This window comes from Oleiphilus sp. HI0132, from assembly GCF_001635845.1.
This window is the reverse complement of sequence record NZ_LWGJ01001239.1, coordinates 1-5467: the sequence shown is the minus strand read 5'-3', so window position 1 is coordinate 5467 and position 5467 is coordinate 1. Positions and strand designations below refer to the sequence as shown.

Here is a 5467-nt window from a genome sequence, read left to right as displayed (position 1 = left end):
AAATTGATTTATCTCATTGGCTGGTCGTGGCAGTGCCAGCCAGTCCTTCACCTTTGATGCTTCGATTAACAAAGGCATTCTATGGTGATAAATTCCACAATTAGGGTCGGCTTCGCATGTGAGGGTAACAAGCTGGAAGCCACCTGAGTTCAGTGGAAATAGTATTCCTGCCATAAACAGAACGTCGTCTATTGCCGGTGAAAAACGGTGTTTTATTTTGTGCCCGGGCTCTCCTGTCCATTCAAACCAGGCCGAGCAGGGTACTACGCAACGGTGTAGTGCATAAGCAGAACTAAAGGTCTTCTTGGTGGCGACGGTTTCTGCCTGAGCGTTGAATATGGTGTGATGTGCCCAGTGAGGGTTGATCCCCCAGAGAGCAGGCGTTTGCGATAGCTTCTCATGCTGATAGTGAAGGCAGGCGACCTCTTGTGAAGGGCGTTGGTCATGATTGTTTATGGCATGAAAAAGTATATGAAATGCTTCGAATACGCCTGTATCGACGATCGCTTTGTCTACTTCAAATCTTCCACACATGTAAAGGAGCCTCTGCCTGAAACTAAGCTTATTACCTTATTGGAATATTATCATAGGCTGTGATGAAAAATTAACGAAAAGTCAGAGGCAAATTACTGATTCCCTTGATTTAGATCTGACCTTCAGCATATTTTTTAAAAAATGCAAAAGCAGTGTCCGGCGCTTCTTTAATAAATACGCCAAGCGTGAAGCCGTCCGGAGCGATCGAGGTGTGTTTGATCTCGCCCAGTACTTTGAACTCCATTTTCTTGCCATTGTAGAAAGCGGCAATTTGAAGTAGCACCAAAGCATCTTTTCGGAAGTCTACGGGGCTTACCAGTGAGGTTCCACGTTCAGAGATGTCTTTCGTTTTACATTGAACGACTTGTTTCTTGCGGGTTGTAATTGTTGCACGCCAATGGGCTGAACGCCTTGTGTATTGACGGCGCTCGGCTCCGTCATTCAAAGCTTCCGCCGTAATTTCCTGAGTGTTTTCAAGAGCTTCTGTAATCTTCTTTTTATCGGGCACTATGTGAAACTTCCTGGTCAGAGTTGGCGAGGAGTTAACAACAATAGTCTAGAGCTGCGGAAGTATCAATGTCTTGATAGTAATTATATGTGTCTTTTGTTGGCTGCTTTGACGCAAAAGGCGGGCATAAAAAAGCGCCTACAATGAGGCGCTTTTTAGTTTGTTTAACTCGAGATTAGTCGCGAGTAAACTCTGGGTAAGCTTCCATACCACACTCAGAGATATCAACACCTTCGTACTCTTCTTCGTCAGTTACTCGGATGCCCATGATTGCTTTAAGAACGCCCCAAACAATCAAGCTACATACGAATACCCAAACAAAGATCGTTAGTGCACCAACCAGCTGGCCAGCGAATGTAGCGTCAGCGTCTGATAGAAGTACTGCGAAGATACCCCATAGACCTACTACACCGTGTACCGAGATTGCACCAACAGGATCGTCAAGCTTAAGCTTATCAAGTGTTACGATTGAGAATACTACGATAACACCACCGATCGCACCAATGATCGTTGCTAGTAGTGGAGAAGGATCAGCAGGCTCTGCAGTGATCGCAACCAAACCTGCTAGTGCGCCGTTCAATGCCATTGTAAGGTCAGCCTTACCGAATAGAATACGTGCAACGATCAATGCAGCGATCAAACCACCTGCCGCAGCAGCGTTAGTGTTCAAGAATACGCTTGCTACTTCGTTAGCTACTTCGATACCACCCAGTTTAAGAGTAGAACCACCGTTGAAACCGAACCAGCCCATCCACAGTATGAATGTACCTAGCGTTGCTAGAGGAAGGTTCGCACCTGGGATAGCGTTAACCTGACCGTTAGCACCGTACTTGCCTTTACGAGCACCTAGCATGATAACACCAGCCAATGCTGCTGCAGCACCTGCCATGTGAACGATACCTGAACCAGCGTAATCGCTATAGCTACTGAGGTCGTACATACCGAACACAGAGTTACCACCCCAAGTCCAGCCACCTTCCATTGGGTAGATGAAACCCGTCATAACAACTGCGAATGCTAGGAAAGCCCAAAGCTTCATACGCTCAGCAACCGCACCCGATACGATAGACATTGCCGTTGCAACGAATACGACCTGGAAGAAGAAGTCAGAAGCGCCTGAGTAAACAGAGTCACCGCCGAAGCCGTTTTCAGCAGAATCTGCTAGAGCTTGAGCAACGTCTATAGTTGCAACGCTGTCAGTACCTGATAGGAAGAAGCCGCCGCCATACATGAACTCGTAACCACAGATTAGGTACATGGTGCATGATACTGCAAACAGTGCAACGTTCTTGGTTAGGATCTCAGTGGTGTTCTTGGCGCGAACCAAGCCTGCTTCCAGCATGGCAAAACCTGCTGCCATCCACATAACTAATGCGCCGCACACCAAGAAATAAAAGGTGTCCATTGCATACTGCAATTCATAAATGTTGTTCATTACGTTTTCCATAAGGAAATCTCCGTACTGTATTCTAAAAAATTAGTTGCTTAGTGATGAATGAGATTTAAACCGCATCAGTGCCGGTTTCACCGGTACGGATTCGAATAACTTGCTCAAGCGGTGAAATGAAAATTTTACCGTCACCAATTTTGCCGGTATTAGCTGCTTTGCTGATAGCTTCAACAACTTGGTCAACCAAGTCGGAACCAATGGCAACTTCAACTTTAACCTTAGGAAGAAAGTCAACAACGTACTCAGCGCCACGGTATAATTCCGTGTGACCTTTCTGACGGCCGAAACCTTTAACTTCAGTTACGGTAATACCTTGTACGCCAATTTCAGACAATGACTCACGTACATCGTCCAGCTTAAATGGTTTGATTATGGCAGTTACGAGTTTCATGGATATCTCCTGTGCTGTCGCTGCAATATTTACTAGTTAAAAAAATGTGTTTTAGTTCTTGTTTGCTATTCAAAATGAAAAACGAATCTCTCATTCGGAATAACAAATCTGATCGGTATATAGCAGGGGGTGTGCCAGTTTGAAAAAAAGCTTATATAACAGTTACATAAGATTAAGTGTTATTGTTGAGTGGTGGTTTTGTTGTGGTCTTGTGGTGCGGGCTTGGATTTGGCGCACCATAATGACGCAATATCTGATGCGGGTTGGCGGCGAGCGCATCTCTTTGGTGATTTTTATAGGGGGAGGATCTGATTATTTGAAAATAGATCTGTCCTTTTTAGGGTTGTGGGTTTCGCTGGCAGGGCGTGTTAGAATAGCTCTTTTGTTTGATGTAGAAAGAATGTCCCAGGCATTCCAAGGAGCGTTTGTTGCTTAGCCCTCAAGAAGTACTTAACACCATCCACGAACAGGTTAGTCAGATATTACCTGACGCCGGAAAGTCGGCTCAAGAGGATCTGACTGCGCAACTGAAAATTCTTATTAATGGTGTCATTTCCAAGCTGGATTTAGTCACTCGTGAGGAGTTTGAGACTCAGCAATTGGTGCTGGAAACAACACGCGCCAAATTGGAACAACTAGAAAAAGATTTTGCTGAATTAGAGAAAAAGTCAGCTTGATTTAATGACGAACAGATGGAACTTGTTCGTTCTTGCACTGTACTTATGCAGTGCTTGCACTACTGAGGGGCATAATGCTGCTGATCTAAAATGGCGCAATAGTTAATACAAAGCGTATTAATGAGGCGCTTTCCGGTCTACCTGATACAGCTCCTTACCTTCTTAAACAGATATGAACTTAGCAAAGGAATGCGATGTCGTTATCTATTATCTATACCCGGGCTCAGCTCGGTGTCGATGCACCTTTGGTGACAGTCGAAACTCATCTCTCAAATGGTTTGCCATCCCTAGCGATTGTTGGGCTTCCAGAAATGGCTGTTCGAGAGAGCAAAGAAAGGGTACGCAGTGCCTTAATCAACTCTGGCTTCGAATTTCCGAATCGGCGTGTGACCATTAACTTGGCGCCTGCAGACTTGCCTAAACAAGGGGGACGATATGATCTGGCAATTGCTATTGGAGTCCTGGCTGCGACAGGTCAAATAGACTCGGAAAAGCTTGGTGAAAGTGAGTTTATTGGTGAGCTGGCCTTAACCGGAGACTTGCGCCCGGTTGCCGGTGTATTACCCACGGCTATTGCCAGCGTAAAAGACGGCCGATGTTTATTTATCCCATATGGTAACGCTGATGAAGGGAAAATGGCTGGCAGCGATACAATTTTCCCCGCACGCCATTTGAGCGAAATTTGCCAGCACCTTAAATCACCCGGTGTTTTGCAAGCCCTTTCTTATGAAGAAATGATTTTGGAAGACGAAAAGCAGCCGGATATGGCTGATATTAAGGGTCAGTTCCAAGCGAGACGTGCTTTGGAGTTGGCAGCAGCTGGACGCCATAACCTATTATTCTACGGCCCTCCAGGGACAGGCAAGAGCATGCTGTCCTCTCGCCTGCCAAGTATTCTGCCACGCTTAAGCAATGCTCAGGCAGTGGAGGTGGCCTCAATCTATTCGCTGGCGGGTATTCCCAGAAAACCGGGCTTGATGATGCAAGCGCCTTTTCGTTCTCCTCACCATACAGCTTCTTCCGTATCGCTCGTTGGTGGTGGCGCACAGCCAAAGCCTGGTGAAATATCCTTATCCCATTATGGTGTATTGTTTTTGGATGAGTTGCCAGAGTATGCACGCTCGGTGCTTGAAGTACTTCGGGAGCCGATTGAAAGTGGGGAGATCAGAATTTCCCGAGCCAGTGCGAGCCTGACATTTCCGGCAGACTTTCAGTTAATTGCAGCAATGAACCCATGCCCTTGTGGCTATAGCGGCCACCCTACAGTGAGTTGTACTGATACCCCCCAGCAGATAAGTAACTATCGGCGGAAGTTGTCGGGCCCCTTATTGGATCGCTTCGATTTGCATGTCGAAGTGGCGAGTCAACCTGCATCGGTTTTACTTGGCAAAGCTCAGGCTAGTGAGTCTTCGAATGAGGTACTGGCTCGCGTGAGCAAAGCCCGAGACGCGCAAATCACCAGGCAGGGCAAGCTTAATAGTGCGCTTGAGGGTGGGGAGATTGCAGAACATTGTGCCATGCAAGACGATATGCGCACTTTTCTGGAGTCCGCCATGGATAGGATGGCTTTGTCGGCAAGGGCGGCTCACCGGATTCTTAAAGTCGCGCGTACTTTGGCAGATTTACAGGAAAGTGAGAGTATTCAAATGCTTCATTTAAGTGAAGCTTTGGCTTACCGGGGTTTGGATAGAAAGTCTGGTAGCTGAGTGCTATGTAAAGAAAAGTCTTTAAAGCTTATGGCGTACAGCTGTGACTTCCATCGCTTTATGAAATTGGCTAAGATGATGGCCTAAACTTACGCATCATAAATAAATAGCCACTTTTGAATGCGTGGTGAAGTGAGCGAAACTGCTGAAGGGAAGTTGAGGAATAGCTAATGATAAAAGCTGCGTTTCTAGTTTATGACC

General features: G+C 46.3%; 7 protein-coding genes. 3 read left to right on the top strand and 4 right to left on the bottom strand.

What is annotated here, in order from left to right:
- The 4 genes from A3766_RS18255 to glnK form a co-directional block, all read right to left on the bottom strand.
- The coding region (locus A3766_RS18255) for an SOS response-associated peptidase (protein WP_068642650.1) at positions 1-534 on the bottom strand (534 nt) is incomplete at its 3' end.
- Between the two features lie 109 nt (positions 535-643).
- Positions 644-1042, bottom strand: coding sequence for a PilZ domain-containing protein (locus tag A3766_RS18250; RefSeq protein WP_068509265.1), 399 nt, complete (start codon positions 1040-1042; stop codon positions 644-646).
- Between the two features lie 175 nt (positions 1043-1217).
- Positions 1218-2477 (bottom strand): ammonium transporter, encoded by a 1260-nt coding sequence (locus tag A3766_RS18245; protein ID WP_231872228.1) that lies wholly within the window; start codon positions 2475-2477, stop codon positions 1218-1220.
- Between the two features lie 67 nt (positions 2478-2544).
- Entirely contained in the window at positions 2545-2883 is a 339-nt protein-coding gene (gene glnK / locus A3766_RS18240) for a P-II family nitrogen regulator (protein ID WP_068507212.1), read from the bottom strand.
- Between the two features lie 139 nt (positions 2884-3022).
- Between glnK and A3766_RS18235 the strand changes: the two genes are divergently transcribed.
- The 3 genes from A3766_RS18235 to A3766_RS18225 all read left to right on the top strand — a co-directional run bounded on the left by A3766_RS18235 (position 3023) and on the right by A3766_RS18225 (position 5266).
- Entirely contained in the window at positions 3023-3319 is a 297-nt protein-coding gene (locus tag A3766_RS18235; RefSeq protein ID WP_156490560.1) for a hypothetical protein, read from the top strand.
- On the top strand, positions 3312-3560 hold the full coding sequence (locus tag A3766_RS18230; RefSeq protein ID WP_068509259.1) for an accessory factor UbiK family protein: 249 nt from the start codon (positions 3312-3314) through the stop codon (positions 3558-3560). Before A3766_RS18235 ends, A3766_RS18230 begins: the two co-directional genes overlap by 8 nt.
- Positions 3561-3754: 194 nt before the next feature.
- Complete coding sequence (locus A3766_RS18225; protein WP_068509257.1) at positions 3755-5266, top strand: YifB family Mg chelatase-like AAA ATPase; 1512 nt, start codon at positions 3755-3757, stop codon at positions 5264-5266.
- Positions 5267-5467: the final 201 nt, after the last annotated feature.

Excerpts from the sequence above, each read along its gene's own strand:
- A3766_RS18245 (WP_231872228.1), bottom strand. The coding sequence starts at position 2,477 with ATGAACAACATTTATGAATTGCAGTATGCAATGGACACCTTTTATTTC.
- glnK (WP_068507212.1), bottom strand. The coding sequence starts at position 2,883 with ATGAAACTCGTAACTGCCATAATCAAACCATTTAAGCTGGACGATGTA.
- A3766_RS18225 (WP_068509257.1), top strand. The coding sequence starts at position 3,755 with ATGTCGTTATCTATTATCTATACCCGGGCTCAGCTCGGTGTCGATGCA.